14 protein-coding genes and 4 tRNA genes are annotated in these 18639 nt (G+C 61.7%); 14 read left to right on the forward strand and 4 right to left on the reverse strand.

What is annotated here, in order from left to right:
* Positions 1-277: 277 nt before the first annotated feature.
* The gene (locus QMX88_RS24050; protein WP_282372736.1) at positions 278-1474 is read right to left on the reverse strand and encodes an amino acid aminotransferase; all 1197 of its coding nucleotides are present in this window, start codon (positions 1472-1474) and stop codon (positions 278-280) included.
* Positions 1475-1784: 310 nt separating this feature from the next.
* Between QMX88_RS24050 and uvrB the strand changes: the two genes are divergently transcribed.
* Complete coding sequence (gene uvrB, locus QMX88_RS24055) at positions 1785-3800, forward strand: excinuclease ABC subunit UvrB (RefSeq protein ID WP_192174255.1); 2016 nt, start codon at positions 1785-1787, stop codon at positions 3798-3800.
* A 745-nt stretch (positions 3801-4545) separates the two neighbouring features.
* Here the strand turns inward: uvrB and QMX88_RS24060 are convergent.
* On the reverse strand, positions 4546-6036 hold the full coding sequence (locus tag QMX88_RS24060) for an MDR family MFS transporter (RefSeq protein WP_282372747.1): 1491 nt from the start codon (positions 6034-6036) through the stop codon (positions 4546-4548).
* A gap of 49 nt (positions 6037-6085) precedes the next feature.
* On the reverse strand, positions 6086-7141 hold the full coding sequence (locus tag QMX88_RS24065; protein WP_282372737.1) for an HlyD family secretion protein: 1056 nt from the start codon (positions 7139-7141) through the stop codon (positions 6086-6088).
* Positions 7142-7385: 244 nt separating this feature from the next.
* Between QMX88_RS24065 and gltX the strand changes: the two genes are divergently transcribed.
* From gltX to QMX88_RS24110, 9 genes are all read left to right on the forward strand, one after another.
* Complete coding sequence (gene gltX, locus QMX88_RS24070; protein WP_282372738.1) at positions 7386-8867, forward strand: glutamate--tRNA ligase; 1482 nt, start codon at positions 7386-7388, stop codon at positions 8865-8867.
* A gap of 218 nt (positions 8868-9085) precedes the next feature.
* Positions 9086-9161: transfer RNA gene (locus QMX88_RS24075), tRNA-Ala, on the forward strand.
* Between the two features lie 83 nt (positions 9162-9244).
* Positions 9245-9320: transfer RNA gene (locus QMX88_RS24080), tRNA-Glu, on the forward strand.
* 51 nt (positions 9321-9371) lie between these two features.
* Positions 9372-9447 (forward strand) — tRNA-Ala (locus tag QMX88_RS24085).
* A gap of 53 nt (positions 9448-9500) precedes the next feature.
* Positions 9501-9576: transfer RNA gene (locus tag QMX88_RS24090), tRNA-Glu, on the forward strand.
* A gap of 215 nt (positions 9577-9791) precedes the next feature.
* Positions 9792-10331: a TetR/AcrR family transcriptional regulator gene (locus tag QMX88_RS24095; RefSeq protein ID WP_282372739.1), complete on the forward strand. Its 540-nt coding sequence runs from the start codon at positions 9792-9794 to the stop codon at positions 10329-10331.
* Between the two features lie 282 nt (positions 10332-10613).
* A complete protein-coding gene (locus QMX88_RS24100; protein WP_282372740.1) occupies positions 10614-11054 on the forward strand; it encodes an acyl-CoA thioesterase in 441 nt (146 codons plus the stop codon).
* Positions 11055-11129: 75 nt separating this feature from the next.
* Complete coding sequence (locus QMX88_RS24105; RefSeq protein ID WP_282372741.1) at positions 11130-12089, forward strand: tRNA dihydrouridine synthase; 960 nt, start codon at positions 11130-11132, stop codon at positions 12087-12089.
* A 115-nt stretch (positions 12090-12204) separates the two neighbouring features.
* Entirely contained in the window at positions 12205-12648 is a 444-nt protein-coding gene (locus tag QMX88_RS24110; protein WP_282372742.1) for an Hsp20 family protein, read from the forward strand.
* Between the two features lie 51 nt (positions 12649-12699).
* Here QMX88_RS24110 and QMX88_RS24115 read toward each other — a convergent pair whose 3' ends face one another.
* On the reverse strand, positions 12700-13596 hold the full coding sequence (locus QMX88_RS24115) for a LysR family transcriptional regulator (RefSeq protein WP_282372743.1): 897 nt from the start codon (positions 13594-13596) through the stop codon (positions 12700-12702).
* Positions 13597-13751: 155 nt separating this feature from the next.
* Here QMX88_RS24115 and leuC point away from each other — a divergent pair, with 155 nt between their 5' ends.
* The 4 genes from leuC (at position 13752) to asd (ending at position 18242) form a co-directional block, all read left to right on the forward strand.
* On the forward strand, positions 13752-15176 hold the full coding sequence (leuC, locus tag QMX88_RS24120; RefSeq protein ID WP_122538324.1) for a 3-isopropylmalate dehydratase large subunit: 1425 nt from the start codon (positions 13752-13754) through the stop codon (positions 15174-15176).
* A 9-nt stretch (positions 15177-15185) separates the two neighbouring features.
* Entirely contained in the window at positions 15186-15824 is a 639-nt protein-coding gene (gene leuD, locus QMX88_RS24125; RefSeq protein WP_282372744.1) for a 3-isopropylmalate dehydratase small subunit, read from the forward strand.
* A 141-nt stretch (positions 15825-15965) separates the two neighbouring features.
* Positions 15966-17048, forward strand: coding sequence for a 3-isopropylmalate dehydrogenase (gene leuB, locus QMX88_RS24130; protein WP_282372746.1), 1083 nt, complete (start codon positions 15966-15968; stop codon positions 17046-17048).
* An 81-nt stretch (positions 17049-17129) separates the two neighbouring features.
* Positions 17130-18242 carry an aspartate-semialdehyde dehydrogenase gene (gene asd, locus QMX88_RS24135; protein WP_065986059.1) on the forward strand — a complete coding sequence of 371 codons (1113 nt, stop codon included), beginning with the start codon at positions 17130-17132 and terminating at the stop codon, positions 18240-18242.
* Positions 18243-18639 lie beyond the last annotated feature (397 nt).

Genomic DNA, 18639 nt, shown 5'->3' on the forward strand with positions numbered 1-18639 from the left:
CACCCATCGCGACTTTGGTGCAGGCCGAACGCAGACGACGCGCAGTGGGCCGAGCCGCATGGATGCGGCGAGAGCGCCGTCAGGACATGGATGTCCGTTCGGCGCGGGCCCACGGAGCGTCGTCGGAGTGAGGGAACCCGACGAAGTCGGGCCCAACCGAGAGCAAGCACCCTTGGTTACTTGGGGTGCTTTTCCAAGTAACTCGCCGAAGGCGAAACGTCTGCCCTTAGGCAGACGCTCTTGATCTTGATCCTGATTTTGATCTTAAAAAGAGCCGTCAGATAACGGCCAGGATCGCCTCGGTAACTGCCCCGATATTCCCCTTGTTCAACGCCGCCACACAAATCCGCCCGGTATCCAGCGCATAAATCCCGAACTCGCTGCGCAGACGATGAACCTGCGCCGTCGTCAGGCCCGAATACGAAAACATCCCCCGCTGACGCGCGACAAAACTGAAATCCTGCCCCGCCGCATTATTCGCCAGACGCTGCGTCATCTCCTCACGCATCCCGCGAATCCGCAGGCGCATCTCACCCAACTCATCCTCCCACTTGGCGCGCAACTCAGGGCTGCTCAACACCGCCGCCACAATCGACGCACCATGGGTCGGCGGGTTCGAATAGTTCGTGCGGATCACACGCTTGACCTGCGACAACACCCGCGCCGTCTCCTCCTTCGAATCCGTCACGATCGACAGCGCGCCGACCCGCTCGCCATACAGCGAAAACGACTTCGAAAACGAGCTGGAAGCAAAGAACGTCAAGCCGCTGTCGGCAAACAGACGCACCGCCGCCGCGTCCTCGTCGATCCCGTCACCGAAGCCCTGATACGCCATGTCCAGGAATGGCACATGACCCTTGGCCTTCAGCACCTCAAGCACCTTCTTCCAGTCCTCCAGGGTCAGGTCAACGCCGGTCGGGTTGTGGCAGCAGGCGTGCAGCACGACGATCGAGCCGGACGGCAGGTTCTGCAGATCTTCCAGCATCCCCGTGCGGTTCACGTCATGGGTGGCGGCGTCGTAATAGCGGTAGTTCTGCACCGGGAAACCGGCGGTTTCGAACAGCGCCCGGTGGTTTTCCCAGCTCGGGTCGCTGATCGCCACAACGGCGTCAGGGGACAGCTGCTTGAGGAAGTCAGCGCCGATCTTCAGAGCGCCCGTGCCGCCGACCGCCTGGACCGTCATTACCCGGCCCGAGGCCAGCAGCGGCGACTCGGCACCGAACAGCAGGGTTTGCACGGCCTTGTCGTAAGCAGCGATACCGTCAATCGGCAGGTAGCCGCGGGGCAGGTGTTGAGCCACCCGGTTTTCTTCCGCTTCGACAACGGCGCGCAGCAGCGGAATTTTCCCTTCTTCGTTGCTGTAGACGCCTACACCCAGATTGACCTTGGTCGTACGGGTATCGGCGTTGAATGCTTCGTTGAGGCCCAGGATAGGATCGCGTGGTGCCATTTCGACAGCGGAGAACAGGCTCATTGTGCGGGGGCTCTGAGTGGGGAGTGAATGGGTCGCGTCGCTCCAGCCGATTGCACTAGAGCGGTGCACAAACGGGGAGCAAGTATAAAGGGCCGCGCCAGTGCGGGCGACAGGGCGGGGCAGGTTTTTCCGGATATTTCGCGAAATTTTTCGACCGTTAGTCCAGTGCCGCGGACTAATCTGCGGAGGGTGGCTTGAAAGGTGGCGCAGTCGACTCCACCTGTAGTCCCATCACCTTCTTCTATGTACGTCTTTTCCGTGACGGGATCAGCCGTCCGTGCTCAATTGCGTTGCCGTCCAAAGGAACCTTATGTCCGAATTTCAGCTCGTTACCCGTTTTGAGCCGGCCGGCGATCAACCGGAGGCGATTCGTCAGTTGGTTGAAGGCATCGACGCCGGCCTGTCGCACCAGACCCTGCTCGGTGTAACCGGCTCGGGCAAGACATTCAGCATCGCCAACGTCATTCAGCAAGTGCAGCGCCCGACCCTGGTGCTGGCGCCGAACAAGACTTTGGCCGCCCAGCTGTACGGCGAGTTCAAGGCATTTTTCCCGAACAACTCGGTCGAATACTTCGTTTCCTACTACGACTACTACCAGCCGGAAGCCTACGTGCCGTCGTCGGACACCTTCATCGAGAAGGACGCGTCCATCAACGACCACATCGAGCAGATGCGCCTGTCCGCGACCAAAGCGTTGCTGGAGCGCAAGGACTCGATCATCGTCACCACGGTGTCATGCATCTACGGTCTGGGCAGTCCGGAAACCTACCTGCGCATGGTTCTGCACGTGGATCGTGGCGACAAGCTCGATCAGCGCGCCTTGCTGCGCCGTCTGGCCGACCTGCAATACACCCGCAACGACATGGATTTTGCCCGGGCGACCTTCCGGGTGCGCGGCGACGTGATCGACGTCTTCCCGGCGGAATCCGACCTGGAAGCCATCCGCATCGAGCTGTTCGACGACGAGGTTGAAAGCCTTTCTGCGTTCGATCCGCTGACCGGCGAGGTCATCCGCAAGCTGCCGCGCTTCACCTTCTACCCGAAGAGCCACTACGTGACCCCGCGGGAAACGCTGCTGGACGCGATGGAAGGCATCAAGGTCGAGCTGAACGAGCGTCTGGAATACCTGCGCGGCGCCAACAAACTGGTGGAAGCTCAGCGTCTGGAGCAGCGCACCCGTTTTGACCTGGAGATGATCCTCGAACTGGGTTACTGCAACGGCATCGAAAACTACTCGCGCTACCTGTCCGGGCGTCCGTCCGGCGCGCCGCCGCCGACGCTGTACGACTACCTGCCGGCTGACGCGCTGCTGGTGATCGATGAGTCCCACGTCAGCGTGCCCCAGGTCGGCGCCATGTATAAGGGCGACCGCTCGCGTAAGGAAACGCTGGTGGAGTACGGTTTCCGCCTGCCGTCCGCGCTGGACAACCGGCCGATGCGGTTCGATGAGTGGGAAAACGTCAGTCCGCAGACCATTTTTGTTTCCGCGACGCCCGGGCCTTACGAAGCCGAGCACGCGGGCCGTGTGGTGGAGCAGGTGGTGCGGCCGACCGGTCTGGTCGACCCGCAGATCGAAATCCGTCCGGCACTGACCCAGGTCGACGACTTGCTCTCCGAGATCCACAAGCGCGTGGCGATCGAGGAGCGGGTGCTGGTGACCACGCTGACCAAGCGCATGTCCGAAGACCTCACCGATTACCTGGCCGACCACGGCGTGCGCGTGCGCTACCTGCACTCGGACATCGATACGGTCGAGCGTGTGGAGATCATCCGCGACCTGCGTCTGGGCACCTTTGATGTGCTGGTGGGGATCAACCTGCTGCGCGAAGGCCTGGATATGCCGGAAGTGTCGCTGGTGGCGATTCTCGATGCCGACAAGGAAGGCTTCCTGCGTTCCGAGCGCTCGCTGATCCAGACCATCGGCCGTGCCGCGCGTAACCTCAATGGCCGCGCGATTCTCTACGCCGACCGCATCACCGGCTCCATGGAGCGCGCGATCGAAGAAACCGACCGTCGTCGGGAGAAGCAGATCGCCTTCAACCTGGCCAACGGCATCACGCCGAAAAGCGTGATCAAGGACGTCGCCGACATCATGGAAGGCGCCACCGTGCCCGGCTCGCGGAGCAAGAAGCGCAAGGGCATGGCCAAGGCCGCCGAAGAGAACGCCAAGTACGAAGCCGAACTGCGCTCGCCGAGCGAAATCACCAAACGCATTCGTCAGCTGGAAGAGAAGATGTACCAACTGGCCCGCGACCTGGAGTTCGAAGCCGCAGCGCAGATGCGCGACGAGATCGGCAAACTGCGCGAGCGCTTGCTGGCGGTTTGAGGGCGGTGTGGGAGTGACCGGGGGCACGACGCTGAATATCGGCTACACCGGGGGACCTGTGGGAGTGAGTTTGCTCGCGAAGGCATTTTCACTCTAGATGAAGATGCAGCGGATGTGCCGACGCTTTCGCGAGCAAGCTCGCTCCCACAAGGGTTGTGTTCACCCTGGTATCCCGGCCACGCTGGTGGACTTATGGGAGTGAGCTTGCTCACGAAGGCATTTTCACTCCAGATGAAGATGCAGCGGATGTATCAACGCTTTCGCGGGCAAGCTCGCTCCCACAAGGGTTGTGTTTAACCTGGTATCCCGGCCACGCTGGTGGACCTGTGGGAGTGAGCTTGCTCACGAAGGCATCTTCACTCCAGATGAAGATGCGGCGGATGTACCGACGCTTTCGCGAGCAAGCTCGCTCCCACAGGGGTTGTGTTCAACTTGGTATCCCGGCCACGCCGCTGGACTTGTGGGAGTGAGCTTGCTCACGAAGGCATTTTCACTCCAGATGAAGATGCAGCGGGTGTACCGACGCTTTCGCGAGCAAGCTCGCTCCCACAAGGGTGTGTTCAACCTGGTATCCCGGCCACGCTGGTGGACCTGTGGGAGTGAGCTTGCTCACGAAGGCATTGGTCCTGCAGATGGAGATGCGGTGGATATCAGGGCATCTTCGCGAGCAAGGTGAAGCGCCACCGCGGTCGCTCCCGCAGGGAATCTGTTGGCTGAGCGATCGCGAAGTGTCAGGTCATTCCGCTCAATGCGCCGCGCCACCCTTGACCCCGGACGGCAGCTTCCGCGTCAACAGCACCGCCAGCATGCTGATCCCCAGCGCAATCCCGACAAAATGAAACGCGTCGTTGTAGGCCATGATCGCTGCCTGTTGATGGGCGATCTCGCTGAGCTTGCCCAAGGCCGCTGTTTCGCTGCCCAGCCGGTCGGTGAGCATCGCCATGCGCTCGGCCACTTGCGGGTTGGCGGGGGAGATCGATTCGCGCAAATAGTCGAAGTAGGTCTTGGTTCGCGCATCCAGTAACGTCGCCAGCAGCGCAATGCCAATGGCGCCGCCCAGGTTCCGCAGAATATTGAACAGGCTCGACGCCGACCCCGCGTCCTGGGGCTGAATGAACGCCGTGGCGATCAGGGAAATGGTCACCATGATCAGCGGCTGACCCAGCGCCCGCACCAGCTGAATCTGGTTGAACTGCGGCCCGGCGAAATCCGGATTGAGCACCCCGGAGGAAAAGCTCGCCAGCCCGAACAAACCAAACCCCAGCGTACACAGCAACTTCGGCGAAATAACCTTCATCAACTGTGGCACCAGCGGAATCAGAAACAGCTGGGGCACGCCCATCCACATGATCACCTCGCCGATCTGCTGGGCGTTGTAGCCCTGAATCTGCGCCAGGTACAGCGGCAGCAGATAGATCGAGCCATACAGACCCACCCCCATGCCCACGCTGGAAATACTCGACAGCCCAAAATTGCGGTTGCCGAGGATGCCGAGGTTGATCAGCGGTTTCGGTTTGGAAAACTGAATGATCACAAAGCTGATCAGGCTCACCAGGGCAATGCTGCCCAGGCCGACGATCAGGTTCGATTCCAGCCAGTCCTTGCGATGGCCCTCTTCAAGAAACACCTGCAGGCAGCCCAGCCCGACGCCCAGGGTGACGATGCCGGCGTAGTCGGTGCTCTTGAGCAATTCCCAATGCGGCGCCTTCTTCTCCAGGCCGTAGAGCAGACCGCCAATCATCACCAGCCCCGGCGGGATGTTGATGTAGAAGATGTACTCCCAGCCAAAATTCTCCGTCAGCCAGCCGCCCAGGGTCGGTCCGATGGACGGGGCGAAGGTGGCGGTCATGGCGAACAGCGCCATGCCCTTGGCCCGGTGATGCTCCGGCAGCTTGATCAGCGTCAGGGTGAACGCCAGCGGGATTAGCGCGCCGCCGGTGAAGCCCTGCAGGGCGCGGAACACGATCATGCTCTCCAGGCTCCAGGCCATGGAGCAGAGCAGGGACGACAGCAGAAAACCCAGCGACACCCAGACCGCCAGGCGCCGCGCCGAGAGCAGCTGCACCAGCCAGGCCGTCAGCGGAATCATGATGATTTCCGCCACCAGATAGGAGGTGGAAATCCATGAGCCTTCTTCTAGGGTCGCCGAGAGTGCGCCCTGGATGTCCTTGAGCGACGAGTTGGTGATCTGGATGTCGAGGACCGCCATGAACGCGCCGAGCATCACACTCATCACGGCAATCCAGTCGCGCCGGGTCGGTTCGCCGACCGGGCGGATCAGCTCGTCACCGGCCACGTTGCGGGTCGTCCGCCGGCCGGATGTCGACCGAAACGGTCACCGACATGCCTGGGCGGATCTTGCCGTGCAGCGGGTTGTCCGGCGAGAAGGTCAACTTGACCGGGATGCGCTGCACGACCTTGGTGAAGTTGCCGGTGGCGTTGTCCGGCGGCAGCAGACTGAACTGCGCGCCGGAGGCGGCAAACAGGCTGTCGACGCGGCCCTCGATGGGCGTGCCGGGAAAGCTGTCGAACGTCAGTTGGGCGACCTGACCGATCTCCATGTGCTCAATCTGGGTTTCCTTGAAATTGGCCTGCACCCAGATGTCCTCGTCCGGCACGATCGACAGCAGGTACGCGCCGGCCTGAACGACCTGGCCATTGCGCGCCGCCCGCTGGCCGACCAGCCCGCTGAGGGGCGAGTGGATTTCGGTGCGCTGCACATTGATCTGCGCTTGAGCCAGGTCGGCGCGAGCGGTGGCGATCTGCGCGTCAAGGCGCTTGATCTCGGCGTTCAGCGCGTTGACCTGCTGGCGCTGACTCTGTGCGTCGGCCTGGGCCTTGCTGACCTGGGAGCGGGCGACGTTGCTGTCGGCGGTCATGGTCGTGACCTGCGCTTCCGAGACGAAGCCCGGGGTGCGCAGCTTTTGCAGCCGCGCCAGGTCCAGTTGCGTGCGCCCGAGGGTGGCCTGATTCGCTTGCACCTGCGCATCGCTGGCGGCGATCAGGCTCGACTGCTGGGTCAGACGGCTCTGTGCCTGCAAGCGCTCCGCCTCGCGGGTTGCCAGGGTCGCCTGGGCCCGGTCGATGGCCAGGCGAAAGTCATCCGGCTCAAGCCGCACCAGCAACTGGCCTTTTTCCACGTGCTGGTTGTCCTGCACCAGCACCTCGTCGATCCGCGCGCCGAGCTGGCTGGACACCCGGGTGATTTCACCCTGCACGTAGGCGTTGTCGGTGGACTCGTGAAAGCGTCCTTTCAGGTACCACTGGGCGAAGAAGGCGAGGGCGATCAGCAGGATCACCCCGAAGAAGATGAACAGGCGGCGCTTGAGTTGGGCGGGCATGGGCGTTCTGGATTTTTGGAATGTCAGCAAATTTATCAGGGTTGGCGGTCTGGCACCTAGCCATCGTCGCGATCATGACCGGCACTGATGGCGGGGCATTCGTTGCGAGGCGTTCCGCGCCGGCAGGGCGGGGCCGCCTGTCTCGTCATCGCCCCGATTGTGCAGCCCATCACCGCTGGCGCTGGAGCCGCGCAGGCCGTGCCTGTTAACATTCGCGGCTTGTTCGACCTATCCGGGATTTTCCATGACCACCGTTCGCACCCGCATCGCGCCATCGCCCACCGGCGACCCCCACGTTGGCACGGCCTACATCGCGCTGTTCAACTATTGCTTCGCCAAGCAGCATGGCGGCGAATTCATCCTGCGCATTGAAGACACCGATCAGCTGCGCTCGACCCGCGAGTCCGAACAACAGATTTTCGACGCCCTGCGCTGGCTCGGCATCGAGTGGAGCGAAGGCCCCGACGTCGGCGGTCCCCATGGCCCTTATCGCCAGAGCGAGCGCGGCGACATCTACAAGAAGTACGTGCAGGAACTGGTCGATGCCGGTCATGCCTTCCCGTGCTTCTGCACCGCCGAAGAGCTCGACCAGATGCGCGCCGAGCAGACCGCCCGCGGCGAAACTCCGCGCTATGACGGCCGCGCGCTGTTGCTCTCCAAGGAAGAAGTCGAGCGTCGCCTGGCCGCCGGCGAACCCCATGTGATCCGCATGAAGGTGCCGAGCGAAGGCGTCTGCGTGGTGCCGGACCTCCTGCGCGGCGAAGTGGAAATCCCGTGGGACCGCATGGACATGCAGGTCCTGATGAAGACCGACGGCCTGCCGACCTACTTCCTCGCCAACGTCGTCGACGACCACCTGATGGGCATTACCCATGTGCTGCGCGGCGAAGAATGGCTACCTTCGGCACCGAAGCTGATCCTGCTCTACGAATATTTCGGCTGGGAAAAGCCGGCGCTGTGCTACATGCCGCTGCTGCGTAACCCGGACAAGAGCAAGCTCTCCAAGCGCAAGAACCCGACCTCGGTGACGTTCTACGAGCGCATGGGCTTCATGCCGGAAGCGATGCTCAACTACCTCGGCCGCATGGGCTGGTCGATGCCCGACGAGCGCGAAAAGTTCTCGCTGGATGAGATGGTCGAGCATTTCGACCTGAGCCGCGTCTCCCTCGGCGGCCCGATTTTCGACATCGAGAAACTGTCGTGGCTCAACGGCCAGTGGCTGCGTGAACTGCCGGTGGACGAGTTCGCCACCCGTGTGCAGAAGTGGGCCTTCAACAGCGACTACATGATGAAGATCGCGCCCCACGTGCAGGGCCGCGTCGAGACCTTCAGCCAGATCGCCCCGCTGGGCGGCTTCTTCTTCGCCGGTGGCGTGACGCCGGACGTGAAGCTGTTCGAGCACAAGAAGCTGTCGCCGGAGCAAGTGCGCCAAGTCATTCAGTTGATTTTGTGGAAGCTGGAATCCTTGCGTCAGTGGGAGAAGGACAAGATCACCGGTTGCATCCAGGCGGTCGTCGACCACCTGGAACTGAAACTGCGTGACGCCATGCCGCTGATGTTCGCTGCCATCACCGGTCAGGCGAATTCAGTCTCGGTGACCGACGCGATGGAGATTCTCGGCCCGGACCTGACCCGTTTCCGTCTGCGTCAGGCGCTGGACATGCTGGGCGGCGTGTCCAAGAAAGAGAACAAAGAGTGGGAAAAATTGCTCGGCGCGATTGGCTGAGCGGTTGCCTGAGCGACACCGGGCCATTGAGCGATTGCCCGGCGGCCCGACGCGGGGCGGTTTTCCGGGAGGCGGTAAGTGATTGTTATCCCGGAAAATTCTTTTGGAATTCTTTGAAAAAGAATTTGACAGCATTGTGGGTCGCACTTAATATGCGCCCCGTCCACACGGCAACGCAGAAACACGCGGTAACGCGGCGTTCTCTGTCAGTGTAATGTGGGGCTATAGCTCAGCTGGGAGAGCGCCTGCATGGCATGCAGGAGGTCAGCGGTTCGATCCCGCTTAGCTCCACCAAATTAGAAGCTTCAAGGTTTGCTTTACTGCCTTGAAGTTTGTCCCGCTCCGGAACCAGCACCGATGCGGTACGCAAGGGTTACGTCCCCTTCGTCTAGTGGCCTAGGACACCGCCCTTTCACGGCGGTAACAGGGGTTCGAGTCCCCTAGGGGACGCCAGTTTTACCGAGTGAAGCTTTCGAGCTGATCTCCGCCGAGAGGCGTAAATCCGGGGCTATAGCTCAGCTGGGAGAGCGCCTGCATGGCATGCAGGAGGTCAGCGGTTCGATCCCGCTTAGCTCCACCAATTTCTGCCAGGGTTCGTCATGTGTCATCGGCGAATCTGCTCGAAGGTTTTGCGTCCCCTTCGTCTAGTGGCCTAGGACACCGCCCTTTCACGGCGGTAACAGGGGTTCGAGTCCCCTAGGGGACGCCACGATTTCTCGCTCTGCGAGACCAAGGGTCATTCGATTATTGAATGGCCCTTTTGTTTTTTCGGGGTTTGAGTTCTCAATCCCTTCTTTCTTTGTTTACCTCATCTTCAGTCATCTCTCTTGTCTCATCCGCCTGTCAGTCATCTCAAATGCCTGATGCGTCCTTGCCAACGCACATGATGAGGATAATATTATCGTCATCATCCCGGAGGCGGTCATGAACGACAAAAAAGCACAGACCCGCGAACGTATTCTCGCTGCTGCCAGCACCGCCCTGATTGCGCGCGGCCCGATCGAGCCCAGCGTCAACGAGATCATGGGCGCAGCGGGGCTCACGGTGGGCGGGTTTTATGCGCATTTCGACAGCAAGGAAGCGCTGATGCTGGAAGCGTTCAGCCAGTTGCTGGCCGAACGCCGTGAGATGGTCGCCAACATTGACGACCAATTGCCGGGCGAGGAGCGGCGCGCGCTGTTGGCGGCGTTCTACCTGTCGCGCAGGCACCGCGACGCTCAAGAGCACGCTTGCCCCTTGCCGACGACGATAGGGGAGATGGCGCGTCTGTCCGATGATTTTCGCAACGCACTGGCCGAACACGTCGAACTGATGGTGGCGCAGCTCGCCGCCAGTCCTGAAGAAACCGACAAGACCCTGGCCGACATCGCCTTGATGGTCGGCGGCCTGGCCCTCGCCCGAGCCCTGGGCCCCAGTGAGCTATCGGATCGAGTGCTGCGGGCGGCCAAGTCGGCGGTGCGCTGATGCCGTTGTAGGACTGGCTTCCGCCGGGAAGAGGCCCGCGCAGGCGCCCTCGATTCTGCAGTGTGACACCCGACGCCTTCCCGGCTAAAGCCAGTCCCACAAAGTTTCGCGTTCAGCCAATCCCTCTGGATGCACGCGATGCTTTTTTAGTGGGACCGGCTTCAGCCGGGAAGAGGTCAGCGCATGCACCCTCAACCTCTGGCCAACCACGACCGCCCTCAGTTTTGTCCGATGCTTTTGGTTACACTGCCCGCGTAATGAATTTGATAGGGACAGAAAAACATGGTCTGGGATCTGGCAACGCCGTTCGTCATCGATCTGCAGGTGGGCGAGGAAGACATCGACGGCCTGGGCCACGCCAACAACGCCGTGTACGTCACTTGGCTCGAACGCTGCGCATGGCGGCATTCCCAGCAGTTGGGCCTGGACCTGACCGAGTATCGCCGACTCGACCGGGCCATGGCCGTGGTCCGGCACGAAATCGACTACCTGGCCAGCGCCTACCAGGATGACGAGCTGCAACTGGCGACCTGGATCGTCGACTGGGACCAGCGCCTGAAGATGACCCGGCGCTTCCAGCTGAAACGGCCCAGTGACGGCATGACCTTGCTGCGGGCGCAAACCACCTTCGTCTGCATCGAACTCTCGTCGGGCAAGCCCAAGCGCATGCCGAGCGAGTTCATCGACGGCTACGCCGCCGGCCTGCACCGCGTTGTGTCCTGACGTCCGGCGCGGGTAAACCGTATCCAATCCGCCGGTCTCTGCGTAAACTGCCGGACTTTTTTTCGAGTGTGACCCATGCAAATTGCCCTGGCGCCCATGGAAGGCCTGGTCGACGACATCCTGCGCGACGTGCTGACGCAAGTCGGCGGCATCGACTGGTGCGTGACCGAATTCATTCGGGTGACTGAGCGTCTGCTGCCGGAGCATTACTTCCACAAGCTCGCGTCCGAACTGCTGCAGGGTTCGAAAACCCGCGCCGGCGTGCCGCTGCGTGTGCAACTGCTGGGTTCTGACCCGGTGTGCCTGGCCGAGAATGCAGCCTTCGCGGCCGAACTGGGCGCCCCGGTCATCGACCTGAATTTTGGCTGCCCGGCCAAGACCGTCAACAAGTCACGGGGCGGCGCGGTGTTGCTGAAGGAGCCGGAGCTGCTGCACACCATCCTCAGCCACGTACGCCGCGCCGTGCCGGCGCACATTCCGGTCACCGCCAAGATGCGCCTGGGCTACGACAGCACCGAGCCGGCCCTTGATTGCGCCCGGGCGCTTGAAGCGGGCGGCGCTGAACACATCGTCGTCCACGCCCGCACCAAGGTCGATGGCTACAAGCCGCCGGCGCACTGGGAGTGGATCGGCAAGATCCAGGACGTAGTGAAGATTCCGATCATTGCCAACGGCGAGATCTGGACCGTCGACGACTGGCGGCGCTGCCGGGAAATCTGCGGGGCCCGTGACATCATGATCGGCCGCGGTCTGGTGGCGCGTCCGGACTTGGGCCGTCAGATCGCCGCTGCGCAAGCCGGGCGTGACGTCATCTCCATGACCTGGATCGAGTTGCAGCCGCTGCTGCGGGATTTCTGGCTGCAGGCCATGGCCAAGATGACCCGCGTTCAGGCACCGGGCCGGCTCAAGCAGTGGGTGGTCCTGCTGACCAAAAGCTACCCCGAGGCCACTGTGCTATTTGATGCCCTGCGCCGCGAAACCGACTGCGAGCGGATCAGCCAGATGCTCGGCGTGAACGTGCCGGAAGCCGCCTGAAAAAATTTTTTGCACGACGCTTGAAACGCAAATGGCTGTCCCTATTTTGGGATTACGCGATGCCGAAATCGGGTCGCGGAGATAACCACTTGCTGATTTATCAGGAGATTTTCAGATGACTACTGCATTTTCCCTGGCTCCACTGTTCCGTCACTCCGTTGGCTTCGACCGCTTCAACGATCTGTTCGAATCGGCGGCGCGCAACGAGTCGGCGAGCAGCTATCCTCCCTACAACGTCGAAAAACACGCTGATGACCAATACCGCATTGTCATCGCGGCGGCGGGGTTCCAGGAGGAAGATCTGGAGTTGCAAGTCGAGAAGGGCGTACTGACCGTCACCGGCAGCAAGCGCGAGAACAGCGCGGAGGGCGTGACCTTCCTGCACCAGGGCATTGCCCAGCGTGCATTCAAGCTGTCGTTCCGCCTGGCTGACCACATCGAGGTCAAGAACGCTGCTTTGGCCAATGGCCTGCTGAACATTGACCTGCTGCGTCTGGTGCCTGAAGAGGCCAAGCCAAAACGCATCGAAATCAATGCTCAGAAAACCCTGACTCACTGATCCCGAGTCAGCGTGAGAAGGCGCCCTGCGGGGCGCCTTTTTTGTGCGCGTTCAGCGCGCCTGCGATTGCTCCAGCCCGGCGGCCTGCGCATCCAGCAGCGCCATGAACGCCCGCGCGGCGTTGGACAGCGTGCGTTCGGTGTGGACGATATAGCCCAGCTGTCGGCGCAACTGAATGCCCGGTAACGGAATGGCGGTGACTTGCTCGTCGAGCATGGTCCGGGGCAGCACGCTCCAGGCCAGTCCAATGGACACCATCATCTTGATCGTCTCCATGTAGTTGGTGCTCATGGCGATATTCGGCTTCAGGCCCTGGGCTTCGCAGAGTCCGCTGACGATGTGGTGGGTGAAAGTGTTCTCGCCCGGGAACACCGCGGGGTAGCCGGCGATGTCGGCCAGGCTGACGTTTTTCTGAGTGGCCAGCGGGTGCTCGGGTGCGGCGACAAAATCCAGGGGATCGTCCCAAACCTTGACGGCCTTCACCAGCGCGTGGGGCTCGGGCGCCAACGTAATCACCGCCAGCTCCGCACGGCCGTGGAGGATTTCTTCGTAGGCCACTTCCGAATCGAGAAATTGAATGTCCAGCGCGACGTCCGGATAGGCCTTTGTAAACGCCCTTAACAGCGTAGGCAATCGGTGAAGTCCGATGTGGTGACTGGTTGCCAGGGTCAGGCGCCCGGTGACCTCGCCGGTCAGGTTGGTCAGCGCGCGACGGGTGTCATCCAGCACATTGAGAATCTGGTAAGCGCGGGGAAGGAGTGCGCGTCCGGCTTCGGTCAGGCTGACCTCGCGGCCCAGACGATCAAAAAGCCGCACGTCCAGCTGCTGCTCCAGACCGGCGATGCGTTTGCTGACCGCCGGTTGAGTCAGGTGCAGGCGCTCTCCGGCGGCCGAGAAACTGCCCATCTCGGCGATGGCGATAAAGGCATTGAGATTAGCCAAATCCATCTCGGATTCCTGTTGGTTATGCAAAGCATGAAAAATATGAATTTGAGTTATTTAAGCATATTCCATAGCATCTCCCCCACAAGCCAAGGGTCTTTACGGTGTCATTGCGACATCGGTGGCCGGGGCATAGAAATACGCTGATGAGGAACCGTCTGATGGCCGGCAAAACGCTCTACGACAAGCTTTGGGATTCGCATTTGGTCAAGCAGCGCGACGATGGCTCCGCGCTGCTGTACATCGACCGTCACATCATCCACGAAGTGACTTCGCCTCAGGCTTTCGAAGGCTTGCGCCTGGCCCGTCGCAAACCGTGGCGCATCGACGCCAACGTCGCCACCGTCGACCACAACGTGCCGACCACCCCGGATCGCAAGGATGGCGTTGACGCCATCGTCGATCAGGTGTCGCGCTTGCAGGTCAAGACCCTGGACGACAACTGCGACGAATACGGCATCACCGAATTCAAGATGAACGACGTCCGCCAGGGCATCGTTCACGTCATCGGCCCGGAGCAGGGCGCGACCTTGCCGGGCATGACCGTGGTCTGCGGCGATTCCCACACCTCGACCCACGGCGCATTCGGCGCCCTGGCCCACGGCATCGGCACATCCGAGGTCGAGCACGTCCTCGCGACCCAGTGCCTGGTCGCCAAGAAAATGAAGAACATGCAAGTGAAGGTCGAAGGCAAGCTGCCGTTCGGCGTCACCGCCAAGGACATCGTCCTGGCCATAATCGGCAAGATCGGCACCGCCGGCGGTAACGGCCATGCCATCGAGTTCGCCGGCAGCGCCATTCGTGACCTGTCCGTCGAAGGCCGCATGACCATCTGCAACATGTCCATCGAAGCGGGCGCACGCGTCGGGCTGGTGGCGACCGATGAAAAGACCATTGCCTACGTGAAGGGTCGTCCTTTCGCACCGACTGCCGAGCAGTGGGACGCAGCGGTTGAAGCCTGGAAGGACCTGGTGTCCGACGATGACGCGGTGTTCGACACCGTGGTCGAGCTCGACGCGACCCAGATCAAGCCGCAAGTCAGCTGGGGTACCTCCCCGGAAATGGTCGTGGCCGTGGATCAGAACGTGCCGGATCCGGCGCAGGAAGCCGATCTGGTCAAGCGTGGCTCCATCGAGCGCGCACTGAAGTACATGGGCCTGAAGGCCAATCAGGCGATTACCGATATCCAGCTGGATCGCGTGTTCATCGGCTCGTGCACCAACTCGCGGATCGAAGACCTGCGCGCGGCGGCGGACATCGCCAAGGGCCGCAAAGTGGCGTCGACCATCAAGCAGGCGATCGTTGTGCCGGGCTCGGGTCTGGTGAAGGAACAGGCCGAGCGGGAAGGGCTGGACAAGGTCTTCATCGAAGCCGGTTTCGAATGGCGTGAGCCGGGCTGCTCGATGTGCCTGGCGATGAACCCGGACCGCCTTGAAAGCGGCGAGCACTGCGCGTCGACCTCCAACCGCAACTTCGAAGGCCGTCAGGGCGCCGGTGGTCGTACTCACCTGGTCAGCCCGGCGATGGCGGCAGCGGCAGCCGTCAACGGCCGTTTCGTCGACGTTCGCACCATGAGCCAGGCATAAGGAGCCCGTATGAAGCCTTTTACTCAACACACCGGTCTGGTCGCTCCGCTGGATCGCGCCAACGTTGACACCGATCAGATCATCCCCAAGCAGTTCCTGAAGTCGATCCGTCGCACCGGCTTTGGCCCGAACCTATTTGACGAGTGGCGTTACCTCGATGTGGGTCAGCCGTACCAGGACAACAGCAAGCGTCCGCTGAACCCTGACTTCGTGCTCAACGCCGAGCGTTATCAGGGCGCCAGCGTGTTGCTGGCCCGGGAAAACTTCGGCTGCGGCTCGAGCCGTGAACACGCCCCGTGGGCGTTGGAAGAGTACGGCTTTCGCAGCATCATCGCGCCGAGCTATGCAGACATTTTCTTCAACAACAGCTTCAAGAACGGCCTGCTGCCAATCATCTTGACCGAAAGCGAGGTCGATGAGCTGTTCAAGGTGGTTGAAGCCACACCGGGCTACCAGTTGAACGTGGACCTGGAAGCGCAGACCGTGACCCGCGAAGACGGCAAGGTGTACCGCTTTGAAATCGACGCCTTCCGCAAGCACTGCCTGCTCAACGGCCTGGACGACATCGGCCTGACTCTGGTGGACGGCGAGGCGATTGCCGCGTTCGAAAGCAAGCATCGGGCTTCGCAGCCTTGGCTGTTTCGCTGAGGGGCAGCTGCAAGCTTCAAGCTGCAAGCGGCAAGTTGACCGCGGTGTGACTGCTGATTCTTGCAGCTCACCGCTTGGAGCTTGCCGCTCCCGAGTCGGCACCGATCACCGGCTCGACACGTATTCTGAAACGAGGGTTTTATGAGCAAGCAGATTCTGATTCTTCCAGGTGATGGCATCGGTCCGGAAATCATGGCCGAGGCGGTCAAGGTGCTGGAGCTGGCCAGCGAGAAATATCAGCTGGGGTTCGAACTGAGCCACGACGTTATCGGCGGCGCGGCGATCGACAAGCACGGCGTGCCGCTGGCCGATGAGACCCTTGAGCGCGCCCGCGCCGTTGACGCCGTATTGCTCGGCGCCGTGGGCGGCCCGAAGTGGGACGCCATCGACCGCGACATCCGTCCGGAACGCGGCCTGCTGAAGATCCGCTCGCAACTGGGTCTGTTTGCCAACCTCCGTCCGGCAATTCTGTATCCGCAGCTGGCCGATGCCTCCAGCCTTAAGCCGGAAATCGTGGCCGGCCTGGATATCCTTATCGTCCGCGAGCTGACCGGCGGTATCTACTTCGGTGCACCGCGCGGCACCCGCGAGCTGGAAAACGGCGAGCGTCAGTCCTACGATACGTTGCCCTACAGCGAAAGCGAGATCCGCCGCATCGCCCGCGTCGGCTTCGACATGGCCCGCGTGCGCGGCAAGAAGCTCTGCTCGGTGGACAAAGCCAACGTGCTGGCCTCCAGCCAGTTGTGGCGCGAAATCGTCGAGCAGGTCGCCAAGGATTACCCGGACGTCGAACTCAGCCACATGTACGTCGACAACGCCGCCATGCAGCTGGTCCGCGCACCTAAGCAGTTCGACGTAATCGTGACCGACAACATGTTCGGCGACATCCTCTCCGACGAAGCCTCCATGCTCACCGGTTCCATCGGCATGCTGCCGTCGGCGTCGCTGGATTCGAACAACAAGGGCATGTACGAGCCCTGCCACGGTTCAGCGCCGGACATCGCCGGCAAAGGCGTGGCCAACCCGCTGGCGACGATTCTGTCGGTGTCGATGATGCTGCGTTACAGCTTCAACGAACACACCGCCGCCGACGCCATCGAGAAAGCCGTCAGCCTGGTGCTGGATCAGGGCTTGCGCACCGGCGACATCTGGTCCGAAGGCAATGCCCGGGTCGGTACGCAGGAAATGGGCGACGCCGTAGTCGCCGCGCTGCGCAATCTGTAATATCTCGGGCCCACGACTGTCAGGTTGAGCCCTTTGGCTCTCTGCGGTCGGGGCCCCACTTTTAATTAAGGTGTAGTTGCGATGAAACGTGTAGGTCTGGTCGGTTGGCGCGGGATGGTCGGTTCCGTGCTCATGCAGCGCATGCTGGAAGAGCAGGATTTCGATCTCATTGAGCCGGTTTTTTTCACCACATCCAACGTCGGCGGCCAAGGCCCTTCGGTGGGCAAGGACGTCGCGCCGCTGAAAGATGCCTACAGCATCGACGAGCTCAAGACCTTGGACGTGGTGCTGACCTGCCAGGGCGGCGACTACACCAACGAGGTTTTCCCCAAGCTGCGCGAAGCGGGCTGGCAGGGTTACTGGATCGACGCGGCGTCGTCCCTGCGCATGCAGGACGATGCCGTGATCATCCTCGACCCGGTCAACCGCAAGGTCATCGACCAGCAGCTGGATGCCGGCACCAAGAACTACATCGGTGGCAACTGCACCGTCAGCCTGATGCTGATGGGGCTGGGCGGGCTGTTCGAGGCCGGTCTGGTGGAGTGGATGAACGTGATGACGTATCAGGCCGCTTCCGGCGCCGGTGCGCAGAACATGCGTGAGCTGATCAAGCAGATGGGCGCGATCAATGCGTCCGTGGCCGACGAACTGGCGAACCCGGCCAGCGCGATTCTGGACATCGACCGCAAGGTGGCTGACGCGATGCGCGGCGAGGGTTTCCCGACCGAGAACTTCGGTGTGCCGCTGGCGGGCAGTCTGATCCCGTGGATCGACAAGGAGCTGCCTAACGGTCAGAGCCGTGAGGAGTGGAAGGGGCAGGCAGAGACAAACAAGATTCTGGGTCGTTTCAAGAGCCCGATCCCGGTCGACGGCATTTGCGTGCGCATCGGTGCGATGCGGTGCCACAGTCAGGCGCTGACGATCAAGCTGAACAAGGATGTGCCGATCGCGGATATCGAGGGGATGATCAGTCAGCACAATCCGTGGGTGAAGCTGGTGCCGAATAATCGCGAGGCAAGCATTCAGGAGCTGAGCCCGACGTCGGTGACCGGGACGTTGAATATTCCGGTGGGGCGTTTGCGCAAGTTGAACATGGGTTCGCAGTATCTGGGCGCGTTTACCGTGGGCGACCAGTTGTTGTGGGGCGCGGCCGAGCCGTTGCGTCGGATGTTGCGGATTCTTCTGGAACGGTAATCACCCGGCGACCTGCGGCGTGGGTTCGTACGTCAAGATCAAGAGCGTCTGCCTGGGGGCAGACGTTTCGCCTTCGGCGAGTTACTTTTGAAAAGCACCAAAAGTAACCAAAAGTGCCTGCTCCTGGTTGGGCCCGACTTCGTCGGGTTCCCTCACTCCGGTCCCGCTCCGTGGGCCCGCGCCGAACGGGCATCCATGCCCTGACGGCGCTCTCGCCGCATCCATGCGGCTCGACCCACTCCGCGAAACCTCCGTTCAGCCTGCACCCAAGTCGCGATGGGTGTCGTCTGGACTTTTTGCATATGAAGATCAAAAGCACAGCAAGAGCAACGGCTTCCCGGCTAAAGCCGGTCCCACAGAGGCGTGCGGTCTGTGCGGTCTGTTAGTGGGACCGGCT

The sequence above is a fragment of the Pseudomonas sp. PS02290 genome (assembly GCF_029960075.1).
GTDB lineage: Bacteria > Pseudomonadota > Gammaproteobacteria > Pseudomonadales > Pseudomonadaceae > Aquipseudomonas.